This window comes from Variovorax sp. AC194 (genome assembly GCF_979257995.1).
This window is the reverse complement of sequence record NZ_OZ409823.1, coordinates 5570243-5596289: the sequence shown is the minus strand read 5'-3', so window position 1 is coordinate 5596289 and position 26047 is coordinate 5570243. Positions and strand designations below refer to the sequence as shown.

Sequence of the window (26047 nt, the reverse complement as noted above, 5' to 3'; positions counted from 1 at the left end):
GGTTCTCCTTGCGGGTGAATGGGTGTGTGCCGGGCTGCGGTCAGTAGCTCAGCTGCTTGGTCGATTCGGCGTGGCGGTCCACTTCGGCGGGCGTCAGCGCCTCGCTCTTGCAGCCGAAGTCCTTGAAAAGCGTCATCTGGTCGGCGTAGTGCGCCGACTTGCGGCCGTCGGGCGCGACGAAGCCGCTCTGGCCGGGCGGCGCGGCGGTGCACAGCGTGACGCCGCGCGCACCGAGCACCACCTTGTCGTTCTGCGAGCCCCGGTTCATGAAGCTGGGCAGCGTGAGCAGCTCGTCGGCACCCGCCTGCGGTGCGCCGATGAAGTTGCTGGTGAGAAAGGCGTGCTTGACCACCGGCGTGCGCCACTTCGCGGTGTCCTTGCCGTAGCGCTTCTCCAGCGCGGCCATGGCCTCCGCGAGCGTGGTGCCCAGCACCGCGTTCCTGTCTTCGCCGTTGAAGAAGTCGTAGGTCTGCGGCACGCCGGCCTTCGCGCCGAGCAGCGCGTTGTAGACCAGCTTCATGCCGTTGCCGGGGCGGATGCTCGCCACCTGCGTGTCGCCCGCGTAGCCGTTGCCCGCATAGGCCGCGAACACCTCGGGCGGCAGGTCGTCGGCCAGCACCTTTTTGTAGAGGATGGGCAGCCAGTTCATCATCAGCGTGGTGGCGGGGCTGTCGTAGACGCCACGCTCGGCCGGGTCTTCGTTCAGCGCATTCCAGTCGGCCAGCATGCGGGCCGCGCGGCGTGCGGGGGCGGTGGCCGGCAGGTTGCGCGTGGCCTCGATGGCGAAGGGCACCATGTAGCGCGCGTTGGTGTCGGCGTAGGCGGTGGTGCGGTTGAGCGCCCACAGTTCCTCGGGCGTGAGCTTCGGCTTGGCTTCCAGGCGCGCGGTGAATTCGCGCACGCGGTCGACCACCGAGTAGTTGCCGCCGTCGCTCACCGCGCCCGGGGCGGACTGGTTGTTCCAGTTGGCCACGTAGCCCTGCGCCGGGTTGAAGGTCCTGGGGTCTTCGCTGAAGGGGCGGATGCCGAGCCATTCCATCGAGCCGTCGCCCAAGGCCGGCAGGCGGATGTCCTGCGTGGCCGGGCGGATCGGCAGGCGGCCGGGCGAGACATAGCCGATGTTGCCTTCGGTGTCCGCGTAGTACCAGTTGATGGTGATGGCCACGCGCGAGGCCTGTGCCAGCCACTGGTCCCAGTTCTTCGCCTGCATCGAGTGGATCCAGCCGAGCAGCGATTCGAGCTCGTAGCCGTCCCAGCTGCGCTTCATCGAATAGGCGGTGCCGTTGGGCAGGTCGAAGTTGGTGACGATGCCGTGCACGGTGGCGAACACGTCCACGCTCTGGTCGGGCTGGCCCTTGACCTTGATCACTTCGGTACGCTGGGTCATCGCGCGCATCGCGCCGTTGAACTGGTACTGGTGCGGGTTGGCCGGGTTGAGCTTCTCCTGGTACATGTCGTTCACGTCCAGCGGTCCGGCGGTGGCGCCCCAGGCGATCTTGCCGTTGGTGCCGAAGAGCACGACCGGGTGCGCGAACGGCGTGTTGCCCGTCACGTCGAAGCCGGCGCCGTGCAGGCCGATGCCGAACACGTAGGACGGGTTGAACCAGTTGAACTGCGGGCCGTTGATGAAGACGGTGCTGCCGTCGGTGGTCTTGGACGGGCCGGCGATCCAGAGGTTGCTGGCGATGGGCCGGGTCCACGGCTCGGCCACGCCGCGGCGGGCCGCGTCGATGTCGTTGCGCGCGACCAGCAGCTCGGGCGAGACGGGGGCCAGGCGGGCGACGGCGTCGCCGCCGGCCGGCTGCACGGCAGCAGCCTGTGCGCGCGCGCCGGTGCGCGGCACGGTGGTCGGCGCGAGCGGGTCTTCCACCCAGCGGATCTGGTCGAACAGCTGGCGGCCGGCGACGTCGCCGCGCGCCTTGCGCAGTTGCTCCAGGAGGCGCAGGTTGGCGACCTCGCTGCTCACGTTGGAGTAGCGGTTGGCCATGGTGCCGACCCAGATCATGGCCACGTCGTAGCCCGTCCAGTCGGCCTTCGGCTTGAACCCGGCGTCGGTGAACTGCTTGGGCAACAGCGTCGCCTCGGCCGCGAGCACTTCGTTGACGCGCGCGTTGAATCCCGCGGCATAGCCGTCGAAGATTGCCTTGTCGTCGGGCGACAGGCGCGCCATCTGCGCGCGGATGGAGGCGGGCGTGAAGCCGGCGCGGCTGCCCTTGTCGAGCGCGACGTAGGCTGGGCCCATCACTTCGGAGACCGTGCCGAGCACTGCGCGGCGGGCCATCTCCATCTGGAACAGGCGGTCTTCGGCGACCGCGTAGCCGAAGCCGTGGAACAGGCCGCGCACGTCGTTGGCATACACGTGCGGCACGCCGTAGGCGTCGCGCTTGATCGTGACCTTGCCGCCGGGCGCGGACGTCGTGGCGGCGCAGCCGGCCAGCACGAGGGCGGCGCAGGCGAGGGCGATCGGTCGGAAATTCAATGTCATCGGTTACGTTCTGTGGGAGGCGATGCGCTCAGCGCGGGCGCGTGTCGATCACGCGGCGGGCCTTGCCGGTCTGGGTACGTTCCATCTCGTTGGGCGCGTGGACCACCACGCGCGTGGAAATGCCGATGAGCGTCTTCACGCGGTGCTGCACCCAATCGCCGATCGCGGTGCGGTCGGCCGAGGCGGCGTCGGCGGGGTTGAGCTCGCAGTGCACCTCGACCTCGTCGAGCTTGTCGGCACGGCTCACGTGCACCTGGTAGAGGCCCGAGAGGCTCTTGTGCGCGAGCACGATTTCTTCCACCTGCGTGGGAAAGACGTTCACGCCGCGGATGATCATCATGTCGTCGCTGCGCCCGACGATCTTGCCCATGCGGCGGAAGGCGCGCGAGGTGGGCGGCAAGAGGCGCGTGAGGTCGCGCGTGCGGTAGCGGATGATCGGCATCGCTTCTTTGCTGAGCGACGTGAAGACCAGCTCGCCCTCTTCGCCGTCGGCCTTCAGCTCGCCTGTTTCGGGGTCGATGATCTCGGGGTAGAAATGGTCTTCCCAGATCACCGGGCCGTCCTTGCTCTCGACGCATTCGCTCGCGACGCCCGGGCCCATCACTTCGGAGAGGCCGTAGATGTCGACCGCGTCGATGCCGGCCTTGGCCTCGATGTCGCGGCGCATCGCCTCGGTCCACGGCTCGGCGCCGAAGATGCCGATCTTGAGAGAACTGTCTTTCGCGTCGAGGCCCTGGCGCTCGAACTGCTCGATGATCACCTGCATGTAGCTGGGCGTGACCATGATGATGTCGGGCTTGAAGTCCTGGATGAGCTGCACCTGCTTCTCGGTCTGCCCGCCGGACATCGGAATGACCGTGCAGCCCGCGCGCTCGGCGCCGTAGTGCGCGCCCAGGCCGCCGGTGAAGAGACCGTAGCCGTAGGCCACGTGGATCATGTCGCCCGCGCGGCCGCCCGCGGCGCGGATGGAGCGCGCGACGAGATCGGCCCAGGTGTCGATGTCGTTCTTCGTGTAGCCCACGACGGTCGGCTTGCCGGTGGTGCCCGACGATGCATGGATGCGCGCGACCTGCGTGCGCGGCACCGCGAACATGCCGAAGGGGTAGTTGTCGCGCAGGTCGGTCTTCACCGTGAACGGAAACTTCGACAGGTCGGCGAGCGACTTCAGGTCGTCCGGGTGCACGCCCTTGGCATCGAAGGCACGGCGGTAGTGCGGCACGTTGTCGTAGGCGCGCTGCAGCGTGGCGCGCAGGCGCGTGAGCTGCAGCGCGGTGATCTCGTCGCGGCTCGCGGTTTCGATGGCATCGAGTTCGCCGGGGGCGGGGTGTCGGGCGGTCATGGTGATTTCGTCTCTTCGGTCTCTTCGGTCTCTTCAGGCGGGGACGGCGGGCCGGCCCTTGGCGGTGTACGAACGGCCGCGGAACATCGCGATGCGCTCGCCGCGCTGGTTGGTGATTTCGGTGTCGTACACGCCGGTGCGCCCGGCCTTGGAGACTTCGTGGCAGCGCGCGGTGAGCACGTCGCCTTCGCGCGCGGGGGCGATGAAGTCGATCGAGAAGCCCGAGGCCACCGTCAGCTCGTTGTACGAGTTGCAGGCGAAGGCGAAGGTCGAGTCGGCCAGCGTGGCCATGAAGCCGCCGTGGCAAGTGGCGTGGCCGTTGAGCATGTCGGTGCGCACCCGCATCTGGATCGTGGCCTGGCCGGGGCCGACCTCCACGATGCGCATGTCCAGGCCCTTGGTGGCGTTGTCGTTGGCGAGCATGCCGTCGCGGACGTACTCGGCGGTCTGCTGCGGCGTGCGGTGGGTGTCGGTCATGTTCAGCGGTCCTTGAACACAGGCGCGCGCTTGGCGCGGAAGGCCTCGACGCCTTCGCGGTAGTCGTCGGCGTTGCCCATGTCGCGCTGCAGGCGGGCTTCTTCGGCGAGCGCGGCATCGAGGTCCATGTCCTGCGCGGCGGCCATCGCCTGGCGCGTCGCGACGAGGGCGCGGGTCGGCATGGCGGCGAGCTTCGATGCGAGCGCGGCGGCCGCATCGGCCAGCGCCGCGTCGTCCACGCACTGCCAGATCAGGCCGATGCGCGCGGCTTCTTCGGCGGGGAGCTTGTCGCCCAGCAGCGCGATGCCCATTGCGCGCGCCGAGCCCACGAGGCGCGGCAGCAGCCAGGTGCCGCCGGTGTCGGGCACGAGGCCGATCTTGGTGAAGGCCTGGATGAAGCTGGCCGAGCGGCCGGCCACCACGAGGTCGCAGCACAGCGCGAGGTTGGCGCCCGCTCCCGCTGCAACGCCGTTGACGGCTGCGACCACCGGTACCGGCATCGAGCGCAGGCGCGCGACGAGCGGGGCGTAGTAAGTGGAGATGACGTGGCCCAGGTCCTTGGGCGCAGCGCCGGGTGTGGGGTCCGGGGCGACCGAGGGATCGGCGAGGTCCTGCCCCGCGCAGAAGGCGCGGCCGGCGCCGGTGAGAACGACGCAACGCACGCTGTCGTCGCCGGCTGCCGATTCCAGCGCGGCCATCAATTCGGCATGCAGCGCGGTCGTGAAGCTGTTGAGTGCGGCGGGGCGGTTCAGGCTCAGCGTGCGGACCGCGCCAGCGTTGCTGGTGAGAACTAAAGGTTCTGACATGGGGCGTCTCTCATCCTTGTGTGGGTACGAATCGGCTCGCAAACACTATTGACCGACCGTTCGGTTGATTTTAGGATCGAGCTCAATCCCGACACAAGCGGGTTGATTCAGGGCAAACCCTGAGTTCCCAAAAAAAGGAGACCGACCGAATGCCCAGCTATTCCATCGACGGCGTGATTCCCGTCGTCGACCCGAGCGCCTACGTGCACCCCAGCGCGGTGCTGATCGGCGACGTGATCGTCGGCCCCCGCTGCTATGTCGGCCCCTGCGCGAGCCTGCGCGGCGACTTCGGCCGCATCGTTCTGGAGGAGGGCTCCAACGTGCAGGACCACTGCTGCATCCACGGCTTTCCCGACAACGACACGGTGGTGGAAGTCAACGGCCACATCGGCCACGGCGCGATCCTGCACAGCTGCATCGTGCGGCGCGATGCGCTGGTGGGCATGAACGCGGTGGTGATGGACGAGGCCGAGATCGGCGAGAAGGCCATCGTCGCGGCCTGCGCCTTCGTTCCAGCCGGCATGAAGGTGCCGGCGCGCTCGCTGGTGTCGGGCATTCCGGCGAAGGTCAAGCGCGAGCTCACCGAGGAGGAGATCGCCTGGAAGCTCGAAGGCACGCACGTCTACCAGGCGCTGACGGTGCGCTGCCTCGAGAGCCTGCACGAAGTGGCGCCGCTCGCGGCGGTGGAGGCCGGGCGCCCGCGCATGCCCGCCATCGACGTGCGCCCGCTCATCGCCACCAAGCGCGGCTGAACCGCGCCGCGCTTCATGCAAGATCGCGCGCTCCTCCCAACCGATTCATCCCAGGAACCCGACCGATGCCGCGTGGAAGATCCGCCACTTACGACGACCAGCGCGAGCTGATCCTCGCGCAGGCCGCCCAGCTGTTCGCGCGCCGGGGCTATCCCGCCACGTCGATGAACCAGGTGGCCGAGGCGTGCAACCTCTCGAAGGCCACGCTCTATCACTACTACAAGGACAAGAGCAGCCTTCTCATCAGCATCGCCGAGACGCACGTCTCCAAGCTCGCGGCGCTGGTGGCTGAGGAGGAGGCCTCGACGCACACCGATGAGCAGCGCCTTCGCCGCTTCATCTACCGCATCGTCGAGGAATACGCCGGCGCGCAGGACGCGCACCGCGTGCTGACCGACGACGTGCGCTTTCTCGACGACGAAGACCGCGAGCGCGTGCTCGACAAGGAGCGCGAGGTGGTCGCGGGCTTCGCGCGCGCGGTGTCGGCGCTGCGGCCCGGCGCGCCCAGCGACGACCTGGCCAAGCCGCTGACCATGCTGCTGTTCGGCATGATCAACTGGATGTTCACCTGGATGAAGCCGGGCGGAACGCTCGACCACGCGGCGATCGCGCCGATCGTGGCCGATCTGTTCCTGGGCGGCATCGGGGCGGTGAAGTCACCGGACTACGCGGCGATCGCGGCCGCGCAGGCCGCGATCGCCGCGCAGGCTGATCAGGCCGTCTTCAAGTAGCGCGCTGCCGGCTTGCTGGTCTGCGAGGCGCCGAACAGCGTGGCGCCTGCATCGACGAAAGTCGCGAGCAGCGCGGCGTCGTTCACCGACGGCAGGGTGATCGGCTCGCCCAGGTCGAGGCCGGCGATGGCCGCATCCACGCAGTCTTCGGCGGCCATGATCGTGCCCTCGGCCAGCGCCGACATCGGCACGCCTGAGAGTTCCCAGATGTCGGTGGCCGTCGCCGCCGGCAGCACCAGCTGCACCTTCACGCCGGTGCCCGCCACTTCGTCCTGCAGCCCGCGCGTGAACGCGACCACGAAGGCCTTGGTGCCGCTGTAGATGCTGCTGATCGGCAGCGTGTGGAAGCCCAGCACCGAGCCGATGTTCACCAGCGTGCCGCGGTCGCGCGCCTTGAAGGCGGCCAGCGCGGCGTGGCTCAGGTGCGCGAGGGCGTTGATGTTCACGTCCAGCATGCTTTGCAGCTGCGCGGTCGTGGTCTGCGCGACGGGCGCCAGCGTCGAGAGGCCGGCGTTGTTGACCAGCAGGGTGATCGACGCGTCGGTGGCGATGACTCGGGTGACGCGCGCGAGGTCGTCGGCCACGGCGAGGTCGGCCGCGAGCGTCTGCACCTTCACGCCGTATTGGGTGCGCAGGGCGGCCGCGACTTCTTCCAGCAGGTCGGCGCGGCGCGCCACCAGCACGAGGTCGTGGCCGCGGCGGGCCAGGCGGTCCGCGTAGATCTTGCCGAGGCCGGCCGAGGCGCCTGTGACGATGGCGGTGCCGAGGGTTGCTTGTTCGCTCATTTGGAATCCATTCAGGTTCAGTGGTGGTGGGTTTGGAGGGGTGTGGATCAAAGCATGATGACCATCATGTTTGAAGTGGCGAAGCATGATGGGTATCATGCTTAACGTCAACCGCGGTCCTGAAGTACCCCGGAACAGAAAGAGGTCACATGCGATACCCAGCAGCGGAAACCGCCGAAAAGCACCAGAAGATCCTTGCCGAGGCCTCGCGCCTGTTCAAGGAGCGCGGCTTCGACGGCGTGAGCGTGAGCGAGATCATGAAAGCCACGGGCCTCACGCACGGGCCGTTCTACAACCACTTCGACTCGAAGGAGGCGCTGATGGCCGAGTGCATCACGCACTCGGGGGACGCTGCGCTCGCCGACCTCGATGCGGCCGGCGAAACGCCCGAAGGCATGCGCACCTATGTGCGCGACTACCTCAGCCCCGACCACCGCGACGGCCGCGCCGACGGCTGCCTCGTGGCGGCGTTCGCCGCGCACTCGGGCCAGCCGGGCAGCGAGCAGGGTGTGGGCGCGCCGCTCACGGCGTACCTGAAGTCGGTCATCGACCGGTTCGCGAAGAACTTCCCGTGGCGCTCGAAGAAGAACGCGAAGGGCGATGCGATCCGCATGCTCGCGTCGATGTACGGCGGCGTGGTGCTGGCCCGCGCCGTGGACGACGAGGCCCTGTCCGAAGAAATCCTGCGCGAAGTGCTCGCGGGCCTGCAGGCCGCGCCGAAGGCCTGAGCTAGAGGATGCGGTTGAACCAGAGCAGCGACAGCCCCGCCGACAGCAGCGTGAGCACCGCCGCGCCGAGCGCGAAGAGCGCCGAGATTTCCGTTTCCTTCTTCTCCACGGTGAGCTTGGAGCTGAGCGTTTCGTAGACCTTCTTCAGGTCGTTCGCGGTGCCCGCGTAGAAGTATTCGGCGTTGGTCTTGTTGGCCACGGCCTTGAGCGTTTCCTCGTCCAGCCGCACGCGCATCGACCAGCCTTCGAAGCCGATGGTCTCGCCATCGACCGTGCCCACGCCCACCGTGTAGATGCGCACGCCGCGGTCGGCCGCGGCCTTGGCCGCGTCGAGCGGATCGACGCCGGTGGTGCGCTGGCCGTCGGTCAGCATGATGATCGCGGCCGAGGTGAAGGAGCCGGGCGCCACGGGGGTGAAATCCTTGAGCTTCTTGTCGGTCTGGTCGATCGGCGTTCCGCGCTGGCGGCTCGGTGCGCTGAACTGCTCGACGTCGATGCCCGCATCGGGGAACAGCGTGGCGAGCGACACCACGATGGCGTTGCCGGTGGCGGTCGCGCGCTGCAGCTGGAAGCTGTCGATGGCGGTCACCAGGTCGTCGTGGTTGGTGGTGGGCAGCTGCGCCACCTGCGCGCTGCCCGCGAAGGCGACGATGCCCACCTTCACGGTGCGCGGCAGGTCCTTGATGAAGCTCTTGGCCGCCTCCTGCGCCGCCACCAGCCGGTTGGGCAGCACGTCGGCCGCGCGCATGCTGCCCGAGACGTCCATCGCGAGGATGATGGTCTGCTGGTTCGAAGGCAGCATCACCACCGCCATCGGCCGCGCCGCGGCCACCAGCATCGCGGCCATGGCCAGCAGGAACAGCAGGGGCGGCACGTGGCGCCTGAAGCTCTGCCCCGCGCCCATGGCCTCGCGCACGATCGAGAGGCTCGCGTAGCGCACCGCGAGCTTCTTCTTGCGGCGGATCAGCCAGACATAGAGCAACACCAAAAGCGGCAACGCCGCCAGCAGCCAGAGGAATTGAGGCCAGAGAAAAGTCATGCTGCCACCGCCTTCACGTTGCCCGAACCCGAACTTGCATTGACGCGTGTGCGGCGCTTGCGCAGGTCGGCAAAACGAACGATGGCTTCCACCAGGTCGTCGCTGGTCGAAAGCTCCAGCGCATCGACGCCGGCCTTGGCGAGCGAGGCGCGCAGCGTCGCCTCGCGCTCGGCGGCCAGGCGCGCAAAGCGCTTGCGAAAGCCTGCATCGTGCGTGTCGACCCAGAGCTGCTCGCCGGTCTCGGCATCGCGCAGCGGCACGAGGCCGAGATCCGGCAGTTCGAGTTCGAGCGGATCGAAAAGCCGCACGGCGATCACCTCGTGCCGCTGCACCAGCTGCCCGAGCGGGCGCTCCCAGCCGGGTTCGCTCAGGAAGTCGGACACCACGAAGACGGTGGAGCGGCGCGGCATCAGCGTGGCGGCGGATTTCAGCAGGTCGTCCAGACGGGTCATTCCTTTCTGCGCGGGGCCGTCCGCCTTGTCGGCGCGGCGCTCCATTGAATGCAGCAGGTGCAGCACGTGGCGCCGGCCGCTGCGCGGTGGAATCACCGCTTCCAGGTCGTTGCCGTAGACCAGCGCGCCGACCCGGTTGCCGTGCCGCGTGAGGAGCCGCGCGAGCACGCCGACAAAGCCGGCCGAGATCTCGCGCTTGGCTTTCAGGCCCGAGCCGAAATCGACCGAGCGGCTGAGATCCAGCACGAACCAGGCGGCCATCTCGCGGTCTTCGGTGAAGACGCGCACGTGCGGCGTCTGCAGCCGGGCGGTGACGTTCCAGTCGATGTGGCGCACGTCGTCGTGGTGCTGGTATTCGCGCAGGTCCGCGAGGTCCAGGCCGCTGCCGCGCATGAGCGTGCGGTAGTCGCCCTGCAGCAGGCCATCGAGGCGGCGGATGACGGTCCATTCGAGCCGGCGCAACGCGCGCTCGGCTCCGCCGGCCACAGCCGATTCCGCTGCAAGCCGTTCGTCGTTCGCGGCCGCGGGGGCCTTACGCCACCAGCTTTTCATGTTCCAAAGGTTTGGGTGGTGCGGGGATCGCCCGCATGATCTTCTCGATCAGGCTGTCGGGCGTCAGGCCTTCGGACAACCCTTCGTAGGAAAGCGTCACGCGATGGCGCAGCACGTCGGCCACGAGCGCGGTCATGTCCTCGGGCAGCGCGTAGCTTCGCCCGCGCAGCAGTGCAAGGGCGCGCGCGCCCTCGGTGAGGCTGATGCTGGCGCGCGGGCTCGCGCCGAAGGTGATGAAGCGGCGCATGTCCTTCAGGCCGTGCTTCTCGGGCGTGCGGGTGGCCGAGACGAGCTTCACCGCGTACTGGATCAGCGAAGGATCGACGTACACGCGCCGCGCCTCCGCCTGTAGCGCCGCGAGCTGCTCGGTGGTGGCGACCGGGCTGGCCTCCACCGGCGGGCCGATCACGCGCTGGACGATGACGAACTCTTCCTCGTCGCTCGGGTAATCGACCAGCACCTTCATCATGAAGCGGTCGACCTGCGCCTCGGGCAGCGGGTAGGTGCCTTCGGTCTCGATGGGGTTCTGCGTCGCCATCACGAGGAAGGGGCGCGGCACCTTGTGCGTCTCGCCGGCGATGGTGACCTGGCGCTCCTGCATCACTTCGAGCAGCGCGCTCTGCACCTTGGCCGGTGCGCGGTTGATTTCGTCGGCCAAGAGCAGGTTGGCGAACACCGGGCCCAGCGAAGTGCTGAATTCGCCCGTCTTCTGGTTGTAGATGCGCGTGCCCACCAGGTCGGCCGGAACCAGGTCGGGCGTGAACTGGATGCGCTTGAAATGGCCGCGCACGGTGTCGGCCAGCGTCTTGATGGTGAGCGTCTTGGCCAGGCCCGGCACGCCTTCGACCAAGAGGTGCCCGCCCGCGAGCATCGCGACCATCACGCGCTCGAGAAATCGGTCCTGCCCCACGACCACGCGCTTGACCTCGTAGAGGATCTGCTCCATCAGCTCGGCGGTGGCGGGCGCCGTGGAGAAGCTGGACGGGATCGGGGTGGTCGGGTTCTCTGTGCTCATGCGAAGGGCTTTCGAAGGAAATCAGAAAAATCGGAACGGCGGCGAACCTGCAAATCAGAACGGCGGCGATCCCGCCGCGGAGGCCGCGTTCTCGATGGGCACCGCGAAGCCGATGCCGATGAAGGTGCGCTGCTGCGTGGGGTTCAAGATGGCGGTGACGATGCCCAGCACCTCGCCGTCCATGTTGATGAGAGGGCCGCCCGAGTTGCCGGGGTTGGCGGCCGCGTCGAACTGGATCAGGTTGCCCAGCTCCTGCTTGCCCTCGGGCGAGCGGAACGAGCGCTTCAGGCCCGACACCACGCCGGCCGACACCGACGGCCCGATGCCGAACGGAAAGCCCACGGCCGCCACCTGGTCGCCGGGGCGCAGGTCGGCGGTGGAGCGCATCGCGGCGGGAATCAGGTCGTCGGGAATCTTCTGCGCCTGCAGCACCGCCAGGTCGTTCTCGGGCTGCACGCCGGTGATGACGGCCACGGCTTCCAGCCCATCGGCGAAGGTGACCTTGATCTTCTCGGAGCCGGCCACGACGTGCAGGTTGGTGAGGATCACGCCCTTGTCGACGATCACCACGCCGGTGCCCACGCCGCGCTCGACTTCGCCGGGCGCCGCGCCGTCCAGCGGCGCTTCGGGCGGCTTGCCCTTGGCCATGTTGCGCCCGCGCTTCTGGGTCTTGGCTTCGGGCGTGGCCTTCTCGGGGCCGTAGCTCACCACGCGAACGACCGAGGGGCGAATGATGTCGGCGGCCTTGGCGGCGGGCGAGGGGAGGGTGGCGGTCTGCATCGTGCGCAGCACGGCCGCGTCGATGTCTTTCTGCGTGATCGCCTTGCCCTGGCGCGGCCACCACACGGTGCCGCCGGTGACCAGCGCCGCGCACAGCACGAGGAGGAGGGCGAAGCTCTTGCGTCCGGGCTGCCAGCCGGTCTGACCATGAGCGGTCGGCGGCTGCATGGCGCCACCTGCGCCTGCCGTGTCCGGCGATGCCGCGGCATCCGCCGGATCGGCCGCTTGTTCTGCGGCCGGCGGCGGCGTGCGGGGCGAACGGCTGTAGAAAGCGGGCCTGCGCATCGGAGAACCTCCGGCAAAAAAAGACGCGTGAAGGAGTTCACAGTAGCACGCTTTCCGCGCCTGCGCATCCCTTCGGGCATCATGGCGCGATGGCTTCGTTTGTCGATACCCACTGCCACCTGGACGCGCCCGAATTCGGTGCGGAGATGCCGCAGATCCGCGCCCGCGCCGCGGCCCGAGGGGTTTCCCTGTGCGTGATTCCGGCCGTGGCCGTCTTCAACTTCGCCGCCGTGCGGGAGCTCGCCCACAGGCAGGGCGATGCCTACGCCCTGGGTATCCACCCACTTTGCACGGGCCAGGCGGAGGATGCCGACCTCGAGGTGCTCGACGCGGAACTGACCGCGCGGCAGGGCGATCCGCGGCTCGTGGCGGTCGGCGAGATCGGCCTGGACTACTTCGTCGACGGCCTCGATGGCCCCAAGCAGGAGCGTTTTTTTCACACTCAGTTGCAACTGGCACGCAAGCACGGGTTACCCGTGCTCATCCACGTGCGGCGTTCGGTCGACAAGGTGCTCAAGCACCTGCGGCAGACCGCGGGCGGGCGGCCATGGCAGGGCATCGCGCATGCGTTCAACGGCAGCGAGCAGCAGGCCGACGCCTGCATCGCGCTGGGCCTTCGGCTCGGCTTCGGCGGCGCGGTGACCTTCGAGCGCGCGCTTCAGCTGCGGCGACTCGCGACCACGTTGCCGCTCGATGCGATCGTGATGGAAACGGACGCGCCCGACATCCAGCCGCACTGGCTCTACCGCACGCAAGCGCAACGCGACGCGGGCGAAGCGCAGGGCCGCAACGACCCTGGCGAGCTGCCGCGCATCGCCGAAGTGGTGGCCGGATTGCGCGGCATCGGCATCGATGCGCTGGCCGAAGCCACCACCCGGAATGCGGTCCAGACGCTGCCGAAGCTCGAAAGTCTGATGGCCTTGTCGGAACGTCCGCCGCACCCCGCGTAGGCCAATGTCCCGAGTTGCGTTTGGAGCGGCATGGGGCGAGTTTTTGCTGTCATCCTTGAAGTTCGAAGTGGCGTTGCTTGCACAGTGGCAAGTCCGTCACTCCAACACTTCACTCAAAAAGGAGTCTTCCATGACCACATCTTTCGTTCGCACCATGCCCGTCGTGCTCGCCCTGGCGCTCGCCTCCATCGGTGTGTCCGCCGTGGCACAGACCGCAGCCCCCGCAACGGCCGAGCCCACCACCACCGAGAAGGTGAAGGAAACCGGCAAGGACGCCGTGGACGCCACCAAGCGCACCACCAAGAAGGCCGTGAACGCCACCGAAAACGGCGCCGAGAAGGCCTGGGACGCCACCAAGAGCACCACCAAGAAGGCCGCCAATGCCACGGAGCGCGGCACCAAGAAGGCCTGGAGCGCGACCAAGAACACCACCAAGAAGGCGACCAACGCCACCAAGAACGCGGCCGCCAAGACCGGCGACGCCGTGGAAACCGCCGGCCACAAGACGGCCGACGGCATGCGCAGCACCGGCGCGGCCATCGGCGAGAAGATTCCCGGCACCGCCGAGAACGAAGCCGCCAAGAAGTAAGCCTGGGCTTCGGTCCGCGCGCTCTCGAAAAAACCCGCTTCGGCGGGTTTTTTCATGGGCGGGCTAGGCGCCTTGGAGCAGCTCGATCACCTGGTCCGCGAGGGCGTCAGGCGACAGATGGGTGCCATCGAGGCGCAGCTCCGGCTGCGCCGGTGCCTCGTAAGGAGAGTCGATGCCCGTGAAGTCCGCGATCTCGCCCCGCCGCGCTTTGCGGTACAGAAATTTCGGATCGCGCGCCTCCGCGATCTCGATCGGCGTGTCGACATGGATCTCGAAGAACGCGCCCGCCGGAAAGAGCGCCCGCGCCATCGCGCGGGCGCTGCGAAACGGCGAGATGAGCGCCACGATGACGACCAGGCCCGCCGCGCTCATCAGCTTCGCGACCTCTGCCACCCGCCGCGTGCTTTCCATGCGATCCGCATCGCTGAAGCCGAGGTCGCGGTTCAGCCCGAGCCGCATGTCATCGCCATCCAGCAGCACCGTGTGCTTGCCGAGCGCGCGAAGCCGCGCCTCGACCTTGCGCGCGATGGTCGTCTTGCCCGCGCCGGAGATGCCGGTGAGCCAGACGACGCAGGGCGCCCGGTCGTTCATGTCTGCAGCGGAATGCGGGCGAGCACGCCGTCGCCGTAGGCCGGGTAGAAGTCCAGGTCGCGCCGGTGCACGTAGCCGATGAAGCAGTCGCACTTGAACCGGCTGCAGGGCTGCTCCGCCAGCATGCCGTCGAGGTCGTCGGCATACAGGTTGCCCAGGCGCCGCGGAATGAAATGGCACCGCTGCACCTCGCCGTCGCCATCGACGGCGATGGCTTCGGAGCCCGCGCGGCAGGCCTTTCCGCGCGACGGCCCGGGCGAATGCTCGTGGACGAAGCGCGGGTCCATGGCATCGAGCCACTGCAGGTCCTGGGCCGTGTAGTAGCCGGGGCCGCGCCGGTCATAGGCGTTGAGCCAGAAGGGCGTCGTTTCAGGGAGCGCCGACTTCAGCGCGCGAATGGCCTCGTAGTGCGCCTGCATTGCCACGACGCCGACCGAGTGACCGATGCCCAGCACGGACAACTGTCGGGTGCGCTCGAGGAAACGTTCGAGCCGCGTCTGGTCGGGGTGATAGGTACACCACAGCGAAATCTTGCCGGCCGGCGCCTCGGCGAGCCACGACAGCGGTCCCGCCAGGTTGGTCTGCAGCGCCACCTGGGACACATGCGGCATGGCGGCGAGCGCCAGCATCGCGTGGCGATAGTGGCGCCGCACCATGGCTTCGCCCCAGGGCGTGAAGAGGATTCGCAGGGGGCGCGTCTGCCCGCCCGCCCACTCGACGAAGCGCGCCACCTCGGCGGCATCCCGCGCCAGTGCGGCCCGGGAGTCGCGCCGCTTGGCGAACGGGCAATAGCTGCAGCTGTAGTTGCAGCTCGCGAGGCTGCCCCGGTAGAGCACCGTCAGCATGGCGCGTCCGGCATCAGGCGGCGCACGGCCGTCGATGCGAGCCAGGGGCCGATGGTGTCGGAATAGGAAACGCCCTGCGCGCTCAACGTGAAGAGGCCCGCCTCGTCTGTCGCGAGTTCCAGGGCCGTGAGTTCCTGCAGCTGCGGCAGGTCTTCGAGCACCGACGCGCCGAAGCGCTGTTCGTAGGCGGCGTGCGAGAGGCCGGGGTCCGTCAGGAGCGACTGGATCACGAAGCGCCGGCGCTGTTCTTCGCCATCGAGTTCGAATCCGTAGGTCGCCTCCGCGAACTGCGCCTCGTCGCAGGCGATGAAGTCTTCGATGATGCTGCGCGTCGCGCTGCGCTGCACGGCGTAGCTGGAGGAGTAGTGAAGGCTGCGGGTGTACGACCGCGCACCGGCGCCGAACCCCACCATGCCGTCGTCCTGGCAGCAATAGACAGGGCCGTTGTCGCGGGGCGCGTGCGGTGCGCGAAACATGCGCATCGAGACCTGCTCGTAGCCCGCGGCCAGCAGGCGCGCCCGCGCTGCGGCGTACAGCGCCTGGCGGAAATCCGCGCCCTGCTCGGCCTTGCGGATCGCCATCTTTCCGAGCCCCGTCTGCTCGCGCACATAGAGCGGATAGAGGTAGAGCTCCTCGGGCGCGAACGCCAGCGCGCTCTCGATGGAAGACAGCCAGCTTTCCACCGTCTGCCCATCGATGCCGTAGATCAGGTCGAGGTTCATGACCGGAAACCCCGCCTCGCGGATCCGAGCGATCGCCTCGACGACCACGGCGTTCTGCTGCGGGCGCGCCAGCGCGCGAACTTCGTGCTGCGCGAAGCTCTGGATGCCCATGCTCACGCGCTGCACGCCCATCGCGCGGCACACGCGCAGGCGCTCGGGCGTCACGGTTTCGGGCGAGACCTCGATGCCCGACGGTGTGGCCTGCAGGTCGATGCCCAGGATGCGCTCGGCCGCGACGTACAGCCGCTCGAGCAGCGCGGCCGGCAGGTAGCTGGGCGTGCCGCCGCCCACCGCCAGCCGCGCGAACCGGCGCTCGCCGAGCGCGCGGTCCATGGCCCGCATCTGCCGCACGACGGCATCGACGTAGGACTCGACCAGCGCCTCGGCCGGCTGCGCCATCGCGAAGAGATTGCAGAAGCCGCACCGCATCGTGCAGAAGGGCACGTGGATGTAGGCGAAGAGCGCCGAGCGATCCTCCGTGGCCCAGGCGTCGCGCAGCGACCGGGCGGGCAGCGCGCGGTAGGCGCTCTTGTGCGGGTAGCTGTACGAGTAGGCCTGGTAGGCGCCTTGCTGGAGCCATTCGGCGAGCGAGGCTTGGATCACAGCTTGAGTCATGCGGCCCCCAGGAAGAAGTGCGCGTAGGGAACGGTCCACACGCAATCGTGGCCGATGCGGTGGCCGTGATAGCCGTCGTCGCCATACGCCGTGCCGTGGTCGGAGCACACGATCACGAAGGTGGGCCCGCGCGACGCGCAGGCATCGAGCAGGGGCGCCAGCGCCCCATCGACGTAGCGCAACGCGGCGGCATGCGTTTCGATGGAATCCTCCGTATGACCGGGGAGGTGCGCGCGATTCGGTGTGTGGATCGAGGACACGTTGATGAAGAGAAACACGCGCTGCGCATCGGCATTCAGCCGTTGCACGGCCAGGCTCACCTGGCGCTCCGTGGAATGGCGATGCCCCACACCCAACGTGGGATGCCAATGGCTTTCCGCGAACATCCCCGGAAACACCTGGCCCAGCGCGTTCTGCTTGTTGAAGAAGCCCACGCCGCCGATGCAGATGGTGCGGTAGCCGCGTGCGCCCAGGCCCTTGGGAATGCTCTCCTCGTCGAAGACGAAGGTGGTGCGCGCCGTGGTCTCGCTGCCGCGAAAGGCGGTAGCGAAGAGTCGCGGATGCGCGCCCGGCCGGGCCGGCGTCGGCAGGTAGCCGGCGAAGAACGCGTGGTGGGCCGCGTAGGTGAAGTTGCCCGGCGTGTGGCGCTTCTCCCAGCCTTGCGCGGGCAGGTGCCGCGAGAGCACCGGCAGTTCGCCGCGCTCGAACGCCGCCTGCGCCACGTCGTAGCGCAGGGTGTCGAGCGTGATCATCACGATGTCGTGGGTGCCGACCACCCGGTTCATGTCGACGGTCTCGTTCATCGCAGCGCGCCGTCGCAGAAGGCGGTGGCGTAGGTGTCCTTGCCCTGCCACAACCAGCCGGGCAACAGGTCGCCGAAGGCGTTGGCCTCCAGCACATGGGCTTGTCCCTGGCGCACCACGAGATCGAAGCCGACGACGTTGCTGCGCGGAAACACGCGCGCGGCGAGTTCGGCCGTCGCGGCGAGCGCCGCCTGGTCTGCGGACGCGAGCACGCGGTCGGGGTCGACGCGTTCGCTGTCCAGGTGGAGATTGGTCATCGGTCGTTGCGCGAGGCGCGCGATGCGGTGCGCGACGCGGCCGCCGAAGGTCACCGCGCGCAGGTCGAAATGCCCCGCGCCATGGCGCGGCTTGGGCAGCCATGCCTCCGCGTACGCGCCCTGGGCGCTCACGAGGTCGATCACGCGGCGCACCTCGTCGTGGCGCGTGTAGCAGGACACGCGTTTGACGTTGAACAACCGCCCGCCGTCGTGAAGCTGCGCGGTCGTGGTGGCCTGCTGCTGCCCGCGGCGATTGCGGCGGAATGCGACAACGCCGGACGCGGACGAGCCATAGCGGGCCTTCAGGAAAACGCGGTCCAGTCCGCTGCGATCGAGCAGCGCGACGAGATGCTCGTAGTCATGCACGAGCCCCAGCAGCGGCGCGGTGGGCACGGAGTGGGACTGCAGTTGCTGCTGGCACTCCAGCTTGTCGGTCATCGCCAGGATCTCCGCGGGCGCGTTGACGACCTGCACGTGAGGCATCGCCGTGAGCATGTGCGCAAGGCGTTTCATCGCAAGGCTGAAGCCCGCGAACCACGCATCGGTTTGCGCCAGCTCACCGCGTTCGATGGGGGCGCAGGGCGCGCGGCCCAGTTGCTCGCACCCCCTGTGCACGAGCGCCATGTGCACGGCTGCATCGTCCCCGGGGGGTTCGATCTTGAAGCGGCAGGGCTGCTTGAGCCGATCTTCGAGCTCGTGCGCGTCGGCCAGCCACGCGCGCCATTCGACGAGCCGCACGGACGCCCCCGTTTCCCGGGCGGCGGCAAGCAGGCCTTTCGTGCGCTTGCTCGTCGCAACGCCCAGCACCACCCAAGGGAGCATCGCCGGAGGCCTACTCGCCCACCGCCACGTAGCGGTTTCCTTCGTCCGGCTCCTGCGGATCGTCGAGCACCACGCCCGGGATGGCCGCGCGCAGTTGCGCCTGGACCGGCGCGCTGATGTAGTGGTGCGACAGATCGAGGTGCTTGAGCTTCGTGACGTGAGGGCTCGCGAGCAGAGCCTTGGCGCCTTCGTCGCCGAGCGTGCCGAGCGAGAGGTCCAGGGTGTCGAGTTCCGCGACCCAGTCTTCGGTCGCCAGCCACACTGCCACCTGGTCGGCGATTTCCGAATCGCGAAGGCCGAGGTGGCGCAGCTTGGGCGTGCGCAGTTTCTGCAGCACGCCGCGCAAGAGCTCGACGTCGCCGTCGAAGCCGTATTCGTCGGTGCCCAGCCAGAGTTCGAGGTGCTCGAGCGACGGCAGCGTGGATTGCGCCAGTGCCTCGCTGATCTCGCGCGGCAGGCCGCCGGATTCGATGACGAGTTCGCGGAGTGCGGAATGGCTGAACGCAGGCAGTTGCAGCGAGGTCGCGCCGCGGATGCGCAGCACTTCGAGCTGGGGAAAGGCCTGCAGCAGCGCTTGGTAGTTCCCCTGGATGATCCAGGAAATCTCGCAGTCCTCGAAGGTCATGTCGCCGACGAACAGCGCCTTGAGATTCTTCAGCTCGGCGGCGTGCTCGATCAGGACTTCGAACGCATCGCCGGGCCCGGTATCGTGCGGCTCGGACCACGGTCCGAGGACGAGGGCGTCGAGCGCGGACTTGTCGACCTTGGAGAGGTACTCCTCGAGCAAGGCGCCCATCGACTTGTCGTCGTCGTAGTCCAGACACAGGCGGTGAACGATGCCGGGGCCGCCGGCCACCTCGCCACCCTGATAGTCCTGAACACTCTTGCCGAAAAATGTCTCGGTACGGTCCGAGATGGTCATGCTGTTCCCTCCGCCACGGTGTGTCTGTGAAGCGGGGGAGAATAACTGACGGGCATGGCCTGTCCGTGACGATTCGGCGCCCGTTTCCGCTCTCGCTGCGACGCCCTGGCACGGGCAAAGGCCGCAGCGCCTGACGGCGGGCGGCGACAGTGCCAAGATGCAGCCCCATGAATCCATCCGCCGCACCCGACCCCGACAGCCTGGTGCTCACGGGGCTCGCTCCGATCGTGTCGCCGGCCACCGTCGTGCTGATCCTGGGCAGCTTTCCGGGCGTGCGCTCGCTCGCGCAGCAGCAGTACTATGCGCATCCCCAAAACCAGTTCTGGAAGATCTTGCAAGCCGTCTGGCCCGACCACCCGCTGCCGACCGGCGCAGACACCTACGCCGCAAAGAAGGCGTGGCTGCTCGATCGCGGCCTGGGCGTGTGGGACGTGTATGCGGCCTGCGAGCGCGAAGGCAGCCTCGATTCGGCGATTCGCGCGCCGGTCGCGAACGACATCGCCGGTCTCCAGTTGCCCAAGCTCGCCGCCATCGCGCACAACGGCGGCGAGAGCTTCAAGCACGCGCGCCACACGCGCACCCTCGGCGTGCCGGTCTACCAACTGCCTTCCACCAGCCCCGCCAATGCGTCGTGGAGCTTCGAGCGAAAGCTCGCGGCCTGGCGCGAGGTCTTCGACGCCCACAAACTCACCTGATGGCCACGCGCACCACCCTCGTTCTTCCCGAAGTCAATTTTTCCGACTGGGGCGACATCCGCTACCTGCACCTGGGCACCGAATGGGTCCAGGGCTCGATGAAGCTCGATGCGCCGTTCGAGATCGAGCTCGAATACGTGCAGCGCATGATGGCCTGGCTGCTCTTCGTCGACGGCAAGACCGTCGCCAGCCGCCATGCGATGCAGCTGGGCCTGGGCGCGGCCACGCTCACCAAGTTCTGCCGCAAGACGCTGCGCATGCGCACCACGGCGGTCGAGCTCAACCCGCAGGTGGTGTCGGCCTGCCGCGGCTGGTTCAAGCTGCCGGCCGACGACCCGAAGCTGCGCGTGGTGATCGCCGATGCGGCTGTGGAGATCCGCAAGCCCGAGTGGCACGGCACGGTCGATGCGTTGCAGGTCGACCTGTACGACCATGAGGCCGCCGCGCCGGTGCTCGACAGCGAAGACTTCTATGCCGACTGCCGCGCCCTCCTCACCGAAGACGGCTGCATGACGGTCAACCTTTTCGGCCGCTCGTCCAGCTACGAGCGCAGCCTGGAGAAGATCGCTGGTGCCTTCGGCGCCGATGCCGTCTGGGCCTTCAAGCCGACGCGCGAAGGCAACACGGTGGTGCTGGCGCAGCGCACGCCGAGCCGTCCGAAGCGCGAGGTGCTTGCCGAGCGCGCGCAAACGATCCAGACTCGCTGGAGTCTGCCCGCGCCCAAGTGGCTGCGGGTGTTCAAGCCCCTGAATACATCCATCACCCGAACCTCCAGCCCATGAGCGCTGTTCCCGCAGTTTCCGCCCCCGCACCCCTGGCCGCCCGCCACGAAGGCCCGCTCGAGCTGCGCCGCCTGATCGAATGGCTGGCCACCGACGGCGTGATTTCCCCCGTCGAAGCCAAGCGCACCATCGCGCGCTGCGCGCAGGCCGAGAGCCGGCAGGCGCCGCTGGTGCGCCTGGCCAACGTGGCGATGACGCGCGAGAGCGACAACAAGCCGCTCGACCTCGAAGCCCTCACGCAATGGCTCGCCGGCCGCGCGGGCCTCACGTACCTGCGCATCGACCCGCTCAAGGTCGACGTGGGCAAGGTGGCCGACACCATGAGCGCGGCCTACGCCGAGCGCCACAAGGTGCTGCCCGTGCAGGTGCTGCCCAACGAGGTGGTGGTGGCCACGGCCGAGCCTTTTCTCACCGACTGGATCGCCGAGGTCGAGCGCCAGTCCAAGCGCACGGTGCGGCGCGTGGTGGCCAACCCGGCCGACATCCAGCGCTACACGGCCGAGTTTTTCGCGCTCGCGAAATCGGTGCGCGCCGCGCAGAAGGCCGGCGGCAACACCGGCGGCGCGAGCTTCGAGCAGCTGGTCGAACTGGGCAAGAGCACCAAGCAGCTCGACGCCAACGACCAGAGCGTGGTGCAGGTGGTCGACTGGCTCTGGCAGTACGCCTTCGACCAGCGCGCGAGCGACATCCACCTGGAGCCGCGGCGGGAGCAGGGCGTGATCCGCTTTCGCATCGACGGCATCCTGCATCCGGCCTACCAGATGCCCATGGGCGTGATGAACGCGATGGTCGCGCGCATCAAGCTGCTGGGCCGCATGGACGTGGTGGAAAAGCGCCGTCCGCTCGACGGACGCATCAAGACCCGCAACATGCGCGGCGACGAAGTCGAAATGCGCCTCTCGACCTTGCCGACCGCCTTCGGCGAGAAGATGGTGATGCGGATCTTCGACCCCGACACCGCGGTGAAGGACCTCGACGCGCTCGGCTTCGCGCAGCACGACGCGCAGCGCTGGGAGCAGCTGGTCACGCGGCCCAACGGCATCATCCTGGTGACCGGCCCCACGGGCTCGGGCAAGACCACCACGCTGTACTCCACGCTCAAGCGCGTGGCGACCGAAGAAGTGAACGTGAGCACGGTGGAAGACCCGATCGAAATGATCGAGCCCTCGTTCAACCAGACGCAGGTGCAGCCGCAACTCGATTTCGGTTTCACCGAGGGCCTGCGCGCGCTGATGCGGCAGGACCCGGACATCATCATGGTGGGCGAAATCCGCGACCTCGCCACCGCCGAGATGGCGGTGCAGGCCGCGCTCACCGGACACCTCGTATTCAGCACGCTGCACACCAACGATGCGCCCAGTGCCATCACGCGGATGATGGAACTGGGCGTGCCCTCGTACCTGATGACCGCCGTGATGCTGGGCGTGCTCGCGCAGCGCCTGGTGCGCACGCTCTGCCCGCACTGCAAGCAGCCCGACGACGCCGTCACGCGCGAGAGCCTGGAGGCCATCGTCAAGCCGTGGCAGATCACCGGCTCCGTGCGCGCCTACAAGCCGGTGGGCTGCGTGGATTGCCGCATGACCGGCTACATGGGCCGCATGGGCCTTTATGAACTGCTGAGCGTGACCGAGCCGTTCAAGGACAAGGTCACCAAGGAGCCCAACCTCACGGGCCTCCGGCGCCAGGCCGTGATCGACGGCATGCGGCCGCTGCGCCTGGCCGGCGCGCTGCGCGTGGCCGAAGGCGTGACCACCATCGAAGAGGTGCTGAGCGCCACGCCACCCCTGGAGTGAGGTGTTGCCCTTTGGGTTAACCCTAAGCGTTCGGTTAGTGAAATCCACATCCGCCTGACCGCAAGCTGACTGGACAATCCCGCATCGAAACTTGTTCGAGGAGACTGTTCGTGAAAATCAAAAGTCAGAAAGACTTTTTCTCGGGACTGATGTTCACCATCGTGGGTGTGGGGTTCGCCTGGGGCGCCACCACCTACAGCGTGGGCAGCGGCGCCCGCATGGGTCCTGGTTACTTCCCATTGATGCTCGGCATCCTGATGTCCCTGATCGGCCTGGGGATCATGTTCAGCGGCCTGACCGTTGAAACGACCGACGGCGAAAAGATCGGCAAATGGGCCTGGAAGCAGGTGGTGTTCATCCTGGGCGCCAACCTCGCATTCGGCGTGCTGCTGGGGGGCCTGCCGAGCATCGGCGTGCCGGCCATGGGAATGATCATCGCGATCTACGCGCTCGTGATCATCGCCAGCCTCGCGGGCCACGAGTTCAAGCTGCCCACCGTGCTGATCCTGGCGACGGTGCTTGCCATCGGCAGCTACATCGCATTCATCTGGGCGCTCAAGCTGCAGATCCAGGTCTGGCCGACCTTCATCACCGGTTGAGAAGAAAGCTGCTCACATGGAATTGTTTGAACACCTCTCGATGGGTTTTGGCGTTGCCTTTACCTTCACGAACCTGCTGTACTGCCTGGTCGGCTGCATTCTGGGCACGCTGATCGGCGTGCTCCCGGGCATCGGCCCGGTCGCGACCATCGCGATGCTGCTGCCCGCCACGTATGCGCTGCCGCCCGTCTCGGCGCTGATCATGCTGGCCGGTATTTACTACGGCGCGCAATACGGCGGTTCGACCACCGCCATCCTGGTGAACCTGCCGGGCGAATCGTCCTCGGTGGTGACCGTGATCGACGGCTACCAGATGGCGCGCAAGGGCCGTGCGGGTCCGGCGCTCGCGGCCGCGGGCCTCGGCTCGTTCTTCGCGGGTTGCGTCGGCACGCTGATCCTGGCCGCCTTCGCGCCGCCGCTGACCGAACTGGCCTTCAAGTTCGGCCCGGCCGAGTACTTCTCGCTGATGATCCTGGGCCTGATCGGCGCCGTGGTGCTGGCTTCGGGTTCGCTCCTGAAGGCCATCGCGATGATCGTGCTGGGCCTCTTGCTGGGCCTGGTCGGTACCGACGTGAACTCGGGTGTCGCGCGCTATAGCTTCGACATCCCCGAGCTCACCGACGGCATCGGCTTCGTGGCCATCGCCATGGGCGTGTTCGGTTACGGCGAAATCATTGCCAACCTCTCGCGTCCGGACGACGAGCGTGAAGTGTTCACTGCCAAGGTCTCGGGCCTGTTCCCGACCAAGGAAGACTTCAAGCGCATGGTGCCCGCGGTCCTGCGCGGCACGGCGTTGGGTTCGGCCCTGGGCATCCTGCCCGGTGGCGGTGCGCTGCTGGCGGCTTTCGCGGCCTACACGATCGAGAAGAAGACCAAGCTCAAGCCGGGCGAAGTGCCCTTCGGCAAGGGCAACATCCGCGGCGTGGCGGCTCCGGAGTCGGCCAACAACGCCGGTGCGCAAACGTCCTTCATTCCGCTGCTGACGCTGGGCATTCCGCCCAACGCCGTGATGGCGTTGATGGTGGGCGCGATGACCATCCACAACATCCAGCCGGGCCCGCAGGTGATGACCAGCAATCCCGAACTGTTCTGGGGCCTGATCGCCTCGATGTGGCTGGGCAATGCGATGCTGATCATCCTGAACCTGCCGCTCATCGGCATGTGGATCAAGCTCCTGTCGGTGCCGTACAAGTTCCTGTTCCCGGCGATCGTGCTGTTCTGCGCGATCGGCGTGTACTCGACCAACAACAACACCTTCGACATCTGGATGGTGGGCATCTTCGGTCTGGTGGGCTACACCTTCTTCAAGCTGGGTTGCGAGCCTGCGCCGTTGCTGCTGGGCTTCATCCTCGGGCCGATGATGGAAGAGAACCTGCGCCGCTCGCTGCTGCTCTCGCGTGGCGACTGGAGCGTGTTCGTCACGCGTCCGATCTCCGCGAGCCTGCTGGCCGCTGCAGCGCTGCTGCTGGTGATCGTGCTGCTGCCTGCGGTGAAGTCGAAGCGCGAGGAAGCCTTCGTCGAGGAATAAGCGGGGCTTCGGTCCTCTTTGGAAAAAGCGGCGCCTTCGGGCGCCGTTTTTCATTTCTGTCGGGGTGGTTCGGGGCGTGTGCACAGGCCACCGGGTACTCCCCTCCGCGAATGTCCCCCGGGGCTTCGCCCCTCCTCCTTGATTTCGCTGCGGGGAGCACCCGATGCCCTGCGCACATCAAGCGCTCTGCTGGTGCGGGTCGAACGACCAGTGCGCTTGAAGATCGCGCTGGCGGTGGGCCCTGTTTCGCGAAATCAAGGAGGAGGGCGCAGCCCGGGGGACATTCGCGAAACAGGGCCCACCGTCGGCGTGATCGCCGCCCTGAATGCCTCTTACGGCTTGCTCGCCCGCAGCGGCTTCATGTGCTGCCGAGCCATCGCAAGAAACGCCAGAGCGGCAGGACTGAGCGGATGCTTGGCCAGCCGCACAGCAACCACCGGATATTCGAGCGTCGGACGCGTCACCGCCACGGCGCGCAGGTTGCCGGGCATCAGCACCTCCACATAACGCGGCAGCAGCGCCACGCCCGCGCCCGCCTGGATGAGGCCGAACGCCGTCGACAGCATCGACACGTGATGCACCACGTGCGGGTACACATTGGCAACGCTCGACAGCTGGCGGCTCACCGCGCGCCAGATGTTGGCGTCGGGGTTGACGTGGATGAAGGGCAGCGCGTCCAGGTGCTTCGCATCGACCACCACGCGCTGCGCGAGCGGATGGTCGTCGCGCACGAAGAGCGCCATGCGCTCCGTGAACAGCGGCTCGGTCGCGAGTTCGGAGTGCTTCTGCCCGATGTCCGAACCGAAGCCCAGATCGGCCTCCTGCGAGAGGATGCGCGAGATCATCTGCTCGGCCGTGCTGTCCAGCAGCGTGGTCGCGAGCGTCGGGTGCTTCTGCGAGAAGCGCCCGAGCATCGGCGGCAGCAGCGCGCCCGCCGTGAGGTGGCCCACGGCCAGCACCACGCGCCCCTCGCGCAGTTGCGATTGCGAGCGGCAGGCGCCAACGGATTCATCGATCAGCCGCAGCGCCCGCACGGCCGTCTCGACCATCACCTGGCCCGCGCTCGTGAGCTGGATGCGGCGCCCCCGCACGAGGAGCGGCTGCCCGAGCTGCTCTTCCATGCGCTTGACCAGGTGGCTGATGGCCGGCTGCGTGAGCTGCAGGCTCTCGGCCGCCAGCGTGAAGCTGCCCGATTCGGCGACCGCCGCCAGCGCCCGCAGCTGCTGCAGCGAGACCTCTTCGGTGGCGTTCTTTGTCATAAGCCGCGCTCATAGTTGAATAAGCTGGATTATCTGGCTTGATGCACGG

General features: G+C 67.8%; 25 protein-coding genes and 1 pseudogene. 10 read left to right on the top strand and 16 right to left on the bottom strand.

Features of this window, described 5'->3' with window-relative positions; genetic code table 11:
• Window positions 1-40: 40 nt before the first annotated feature.
• The 4 genes from ACZYRS_RS26555 to ACZYRS_RS26540 are packed head-to-tail and all read right to left on the bottom strand — an operon-like array spanning window position 41 to window position 5107.
• Window positions 41-2485: a penicillin acylase family protein gene (locus ACZYRS_RS26555; RefSeq protein WP_463421617.1), complete on the bottom strand. Its 2445-nt coding sequence runs from the start codon at window positions 2483-2485 to the stop codon at window positions 41-43.
• Window positions 2486-2513: 28 nt separating this feature from the next.
• Complete coding sequence (gene paaK / locus ACZYRS_RS26550) at window positions 2514-3824, bottom strand: phenylacetate--CoA ligase PaaK (RefSeq protein WP_463421616.1); 1311 nt, start codon at window positions 3822-3824, stop codon at window positions 2514-2516.
• Window positions 3825-3857: 33 nt separating this feature from the next.
• Window positions 3858-4301 carry a hydroxyphenylacetyl-CoA thioesterase PaaI gene (gene paaI, locus ACZYRS_RS26545; RefSeq protein ID WP_463421615.1) on the bottom strand — a complete coding sequence of 148 codons (444 nt, stop codon included), beginning with the start codon at window positions 4299-4301 and terminating at the stop codon, window positions 3858-3860.
• A gap of 2 nt (window positions 4302-4303) precedes the next feature.
• Window positions 4304-5107 carry an enoyl-CoA hydratase-related protein gene (locus ACZYRS_RS26540; protein WP_463421614.1) on the bottom strand — a complete coding sequence of 268 codons (804 nt, stop codon included), beginning with the start codon at window positions 5105-5107 and terminating at the stop codon, window positions 4304-4306.
• Window positions 5108-5256: 149 nt separating this feature from the next.
• On the opposite strand from ACZYRS_RS26540, the gene paaY reads away from it, so the two are divergent.
• Together paaY and ACZYRS_RS26530 are read left to right on the top strand one after the other, a co-directional pair.
• Window positions 5257-5859, top strand: coding sequence for a phenylacetic acid degradation protein PaaY (gene paaY / locus ACZYRS_RS26535; RefSeq protein WP_463421613.1), 603 nt, complete (start codon window positions 5257-5259; stop codon window positions 5857-5859).
• A gap of 65 nt (window positions 5860-5924) precedes the next feature.
• Window positions 5925-6590, top strand: coding sequence for a TetR/AcrR family transcriptional regulator (locus tag ACZYRS_RS26530; protein ID WP_463421612.1), 666 nt, complete (start codon window positions 5925-5927; stop codon window positions 6588-6590).
• Here ACZYRS_RS26530 and ACZYRS_RS26525 read toward each other — a convergent pair.
• Complete coding sequence (locus tag ACZYRS_RS26525) at window positions 6572-7375, bottom strand: SDR family NAD(P)-dependent oxidoreductase (RefSeq protein WP_463421611.1); 804 nt, start codon at window positions 7373-7375, stop codon at window positions 6572-6574. The genes ACZYRS_RS26530 and ACZYRS_RS26525 overlap by 19 nt on opposite strands.
• 149 nt (window positions 7376-7524) lie before the next feature.
• On the opposite strand from ACZYRS_RS26525, the gene ACZYRS_RS26520 reads away from it, so the two are divergent.
• On the top strand, window positions 7525-8103 hold the full coding sequence (locus ACZYRS_RS26520) for a TetR/AcrR family transcriptional regulator (protein WP_198785873.1): 579 nt from the start codon (window positions 7525-7527) through the stop codon (window positions 8101-8103).
• Between the two features lies 1 nt (window position 8104).
• Here ACZYRS_RS26520 and ACZYRS_RS26515 read toward each other — a convergent pair whose 3' ends face one another.
• The 4 genes from ACZYRS_RS26515 to ACZYRS_RS26500 are packed head-to-tail and all read right to left on the bottom strand — an operon-like array spanning window position 8105 to window position 12226.
• Entirely contained in the window at window positions 8105-9142 is a 1038-nt protein-coding gene (locus tag ACZYRS_RS26515; RefSeq protein ID WP_198785872.1) for a VWA domain-containing protein, read from the bottom strand.
• Window positions 9139-10146, bottom strand: a complete 1008-nt coding sequence (locus ACZYRS_RS26510) for a DUF58 domain-containing protein (RefSeq protein ID WP_463421610.1) — start codon at window positions 10144-10146, stop codon at window positions 9139-9141. The genes ACZYRS_RS26515 and ACZYRS_RS26510 overlap by 4 nt, the downstream gene beginning before the upstream one ends.
• A complete protein-coding gene (locus ACZYRS_RS26505; protein ID WP_463421609.1) occupies window positions 10127-11161 on the bottom strand; it encodes an AAA family ATPase in 1035 nt (344 codons plus the stop codon). The genes ACZYRS_RS26510 and ACZYRS_RS26505 overlap by 20 nt, the downstream gene beginning before the upstream one ends.
• 54 nt (window positions 11162-11215) lie before the next feature.
• Entirely contained in the window at window positions 11216-12226 is a 1011-nt protein-coding gene (locus ACZYRS_RS26500; protein ID WP_463421608.1) for a S1C family serine protease, read from the bottom strand.
• A gap of 89 nt (window positions 12227-12315) precedes the next feature.
• Between ACZYRS_RS26500 and ACZYRS_RS26495 the strand changes: the two genes are divergently transcribed.
• On the top strand, window positions 12316-13176 hold the full coding sequence (locus tag ACZYRS_RS26495; protein WP_463421607.1) for a TatD family hydrolase: 861 nt from the start codon (window positions 12316-12318) through the stop codon (window positions 13174-13176).
• A gap of 130 nt (window positions 13177-13306) precedes the next feature.
• Complete coding sequence (locus ACZYRS_RS26490) at window positions 13307-13765, top strand: hypothetical protein (protein WP_198785867.1); 459 nt, start codon at window positions 13307-13309, stop codon at window positions 13763-13765.
• Window positions 13766-13828: 63 nt separating this feature from the next.
• Here the strand turns inward: ACZYRS_RS26490 and cysC are convergent.
• The 6 genes and pseudogenes from cysC to ACZYRS_RS26460 form a co-directional block, all read right to left on the bottom strand.
• A pseudogene (cysC, locus tag ACZYRS_RS26485) lies at window positions 13829-14347 on the bottom strand (adenylyl-sulfate kinase); the annotation flags it as partial.
• A gap of 5 nt (window positions 14348-14352) precedes the next feature.
• Window positions 14353-15201 carry an STM4011 family radical SAM protein gene (locus tag ACZYRS_RS26480; protein WP_463421606.1) on the bottom strand — a complete coding sequence of 283 codons (849 nt, stop codon included), beginning with the start codon at window positions 15199-15201 and terminating at the stop codon, window positions 14353-14355.
• Window positions 15195-16538, bottom strand: coding sequence for an STM4012 family radical SAM protein (locus tag ACZYRS_RS26475; RefSeq protein WP_463421605.1), 1344 nt, complete (start codon window positions 16536-16538; stop codon window positions 15195-15197). The genes ACZYRS_RS26480 and ACZYRS_RS26475 overlap by 7 nt, the downstream gene beginning before the upstream one ends.
• On the bottom strand, window positions 16535-17341 hold the full coding sequence (locus ACZYRS_RS26470; protein ID WP_463421604.1) for an STM4013/SEN3800 family hydrolase: 807 nt from the start codon (window positions 17339-17341) through the stop codon (window positions 16535-16537). The genes ACZYRS_RS26475 and ACZYRS_RS26470 overlap by 4 nt, the downstream gene beginning before the upstream one ends.
• Complete coding sequence (locus ACZYRS_RS26465; protein ID WP_463421603.1) at window positions 17338-18420, bottom strand: STM4014 family protein; 1083 nt, start codon at window positions 18418-18420, stop codon at window positions 17338-17340. The genes ACZYRS_RS26470 and ACZYRS_RS26465 overlap by 4 nt, the downstream gene beginning before the upstream one ends.
• Window positions 18421-18430: 10 nt before the next feature.
• Window positions 18431-19342: an STM4015 family protein gene (locus tag ACZYRS_RS26460; protein WP_463421602.1), complete on the bottom strand. Its 912-nt coding sequence runs from the start codon at window positions 19340-19342 to the stop codon at window positions 18431-18433.
• A 167-nt stretch (window positions 19343-19509) separates the two neighbouring features.
• Between ACZYRS_RS26460 and ACZYRS_RS26455 the strand changes: the two genes are divergently transcribed.
• The 5 genes from ACZYRS_RS26455 (at window position 19510) to ACZYRS_RS26435 (ending at window position 24739) form a co-directional block, all read left to right on the top strand.
• Window positions 19510-20037, top strand: coding sequence for a DNA-deoxyinosine glycosylase (locus ACZYRS_RS26455; protein ID WP_463421601.1), 528 nt, complete (start codon window positions 19510-19512; stop codon window positions 20035-20037).
• Window positions 20037-20819 (top strand): class I SAM-dependent methyltransferase, encoded by a 783-nt coding sequence (locus ACZYRS_RS26450; RefSeq protein WP_463421600.1) that lies wholly within the window; start codon window positions 20037-20039, stop codon window positions 20817-20819. The genes ACZYRS_RS26455 and ACZYRS_RS26450 overlap by 1 nt, the downstream gene beginning before the upstream one ends.
• Window positions 20816-22612, top strand: coding sequence for a type IV pilus assembly ATPase TfpB (gene tfpB, locus ACZYRS_RS26445; protein WP_198785859.1), 1797 nt, complete (start codon window positions 20816-20818; stop codon window positions 22610-22612). Before ACZYRS_RS26450 ends, tfpB begins: the two co-directional genes overlap by 4 nt.
• A 110-nt stretch (window positions 22613-22722) precedes the next feature.
• The gene (locus ACZYRS_RS26440) at window positions 22723-23211 is read left to right on the top strand and encodes a tripartite tricarboxylate transporter TctB family protein (protein WP_463421599.1); all 489 of its coding nucleotides are present in this window, start codon (window positions 22723-22725) and stop codon (window positions 23209-23211) included.
• A gap of 16 nt (window positions 23212-23227) precedes the next feature.
• Window positions 23228-24739, top strand: coding sequence for a tripartite tricarboxylate transporter permease (locus ACZYRS_RS26435; RefSeq protein ID WP_198785857.1), 1512 nt, complete (start codon window positions 23228-23230; stop codon window positions 24737-24739).
• A 332-nt stretch (window positions 24740-25071) separates the two neighbouring features.
• Here the strand turns inward: ACZYRS_RS26435 and ACZYRS_RS26430 are convergent, their stop codons facing one another.
• Window positions 25072-25998, bottom strand: coding sequence for a LysR family transcriptional regulator (locus ACZYRS_RS26430; RefSeq protein ID WP_463421598.1), 927 nt, complete (start codon window positions 25996-25998; stop codon window positions 25072-25074).
• Window positions 25999-26047: the final 49 nt, after the last annotated feature.